The 2,723-nt window shown below is 68.6% G+C and carries 1 protein-coding gene and 1 pseudogene; one reads left to right on the plus strand and one right to left on the minus strand.

Features of this window, described 5'->3' with window-relative positions:
- The coding region (locus VFA16_RS22295) for a hypothetical protein (RefSeq protein WP_324969924.1) at positions 1–1,732 on the minus strand (1,732 nt) is incomplete at its 3' end.
- 299 nt (positions 1,733–2,031) lie between these two features.
- Here VFA16_RS22295 and VFA16_RS22300 point away from each other — a divergent pair.
- A pseudogene (locus VFA16_RS22300) lies at positions 2,032–2,723 on the plus strand (hypothetical protein); the annotation flags it as partial.

Raw genomic sequence — 2,723 nt, forward strand, 5'->3', positions numbered from 1 at the left:
TGCCTCCTCCGGTCGTACCGGCCGTAGTTCCGCCAGTTGACCCACCGGTAGTGCCCGCCGTCGTGCCGCCACCGGTCGTGCCGGCGGTTGTCCCGCCACCGGTCGTACCGGCCGTGGTACCGCCCGTCGTCCCGCCGGTAGTGCCCGCAGTCGTCCCCCCCGTTGTGCCACCAGTCGTGCCAGCGGTCGTGCCGCCCGTAGTTCCCCCGGTTGTGCCGGCCGTCGTGCCACCGGTCGTCCCCGTAGTCGTCCCGCCCGTCGTGCTGCTGGGCGGCGGGTTGATTGGGATTGGGATCGGAATGGGGATGGGCACCGGGTTGTAGGCCGGTGGGGGCGGCGGCGCGACGGGCGCCTCCGGCGGTGCTTGCTCAACCGGAGGAGGAGCCGGCGCTCCGCCAGGTACGGGCTGAGGACCCGGACCAGAGACACCCTGTGGAGCGCCGCCATCCGGGGCCGCCGGCAGCTGTGGCGCCTGCGCCGGCGGTGACGCGGGTGCGCTCGGTGCAGGCAGCACCGGCATGAAATTCCCGGGCACCGGCTTGTGCTGCGGTTGCACTGGCGGCTGCGGTTGACTGGCCGCGGTCGGGCGAATGCCGATCGTAACCGCAACGGCTAACGCCGCACAGCCGGCAACCACGATGCCGCCGACCGTGCTGCCTACCAATAAGGCCCGGCCCACTGGCGGTGGCTCCGCCTCCGCCTCGTCCTCGTCGCCGGCGTACTCCATCGGAAGCAATTCCGAACCTTCGTCCGCCATCGAGTAGGCCAACGCGCCACCTGAACCCGTAGCGTCCTCCGCGGAGTCCATCATGGTCGCGTCCCCAGCGGGCATCCCCGCCATGGTCGCGTCCCCCGCGGGCATCGCCGCCATCGTCGCGTCTCCAGCTGGCATCGCCGCCATGGTCGCGTCCTGGGCCGGCATCGCCGCCATCGTCGCGTCCTGGGCCGGCATCCCCGCCATCGTCGCGTCCGCAGCCGGCATCCCCGCCATCGTCGCGTCCGCAGCCGGCATCCCTGCCATCGTCGCGTCCTGGACGGCCATCGCAGCCATCGTCGCGTCTTGCGCGGGCATCGCGGCGTGCGTGATCGGCGCCGTCACGGCGGCCATTGCCGCGCCGCGCGCGATCGCGAACTCCGGATCCTCCGGAACCGCCACCGGCAACGCCGACGTTGCTCGAAGTTGGTCAGCCACCGCCGAGACATCGGCGGACTTGCCGACCAGGTACACATCGCTGGCCGCCCCCGGCTGTTCACGCAGCCGGCCCAGCAAGGCGCCAGCCGCCGTGACCGGGTCGGAGCCACGCAACGGCTTGGCGCCCACAGCCCGCGTTGCGGCGTCGTCCCCGCCGACCAGCGAAAGCATCGCCGTGTCATCATTGACCAGAAGCACCCCATGTTGTCCCTGGCCGCGAGAAACGTTGCGCACCAACGCCGTTGCTGCCTCCGGCTCGGACAGCAACGCGACGTTGTGGACACCGGAGTCGTCCAGTGCTCGTCGCAGGTCGCTGGCCTGGCGTTGATCCGACCAGCACAGCCGGGTGCCTACCAGCTGATGGCCTTGGTCGGAGAGCGACCGATATGTGCCGACGACCGTTTCGGTCAACCGCCGGATCGCATCCGAGGACACGTCGACCACCGACTGATCGATCACCGCGCCGCTGTCGGCGCCGGACCCGACAAGCGCTACCCGGGCAACCGGGCCTGCGACCGCGACACCCAAAGCTACGTCCATCGCGGTTCTCCTCTCCCGGAAGTGCGCGTTACATCGGCACGTTCTCCGCCGATCGATCGCACTGAACCGGCCGCCCGCGGCAATGTCTGATCATCATTACACTGCGATAACTTCGGCAGTATCTGCCTTTCGGCCGACAAATTTGCCGGTCCGCGCAGATTGGGCCAGCATATCGGCACTGCCGGGGACCGTCTCGGCGAGCGGTCTGTTCGCAGACCCTCAGCGCAACCGTTGCCGAAGGTGTTAACTAAGGCCACACCCGTTGCGCGAAACGACTGTGACATCACAGGGGGAACCTGGTGAGCGAAAGCCGCGGGGACACGCCTACCGACCGCTTCGGCGCCCGACCGCGGATTGCCCGCGGCCCCGGCCAGCAACCATCGCCCGAGCAGCACCGGCAGTCCGACCAATCCGGCGCCACACAAGCCATTCGCACCCAGCAAATGTCGCGACCAACTCAGCGACCGCTCGCGGCGCGGGAGTCGACTCGGCGGTGGAACATCGGCCGCGACGTTGCCGCAGCCGTGCTGTTGCTGATTGCACCGTTCTTACCCTGGAACCTGTACCTCGGCGGCGGCATCCCCAATGGCCAGGGCGGCATGTTTGCGCTACTAATTGCGGTCACGGTGCTGTCGCTGGGATCGATCGTGGTCACCTATGCCGGGCCGTGGCGGATGTACGGCTCGCGCTTCAACCCAGTGGTGGTTGGCCGGCTGCGGGCTTGGCTCAACGCCCCGTATGGGCTCCTGGTGTTCGGCGTCGTCGTGTTCGAGGTGGTCCAGACGGTCAAATACGGCGGCAGCGCCAACGTGCCAAGTGGCGTCGGCCCGGGCGCATGGCTGGGGATCGCCGGATCTTTATTGAGCGCTCAACCCGTGATTACCGGCACCGCCACCGACGACGAGAAGTTTCGCCGCTGGCTGCAGTCGACCCGAATCATCGGCTACGCCTCGATCGCCCTTGCGTCCCTGAGCTTTTTGTTCAACCTGTT

Source organism: Mycobacterium sp., from assembly GCF_035653355.1.
In the GTDB taxonomy this organism is placed as follows: Bacteria; Actinomycetota; Actinomycetes; order Mycobacteriales; family Mycobacteriaceae; genus Mycobacterium.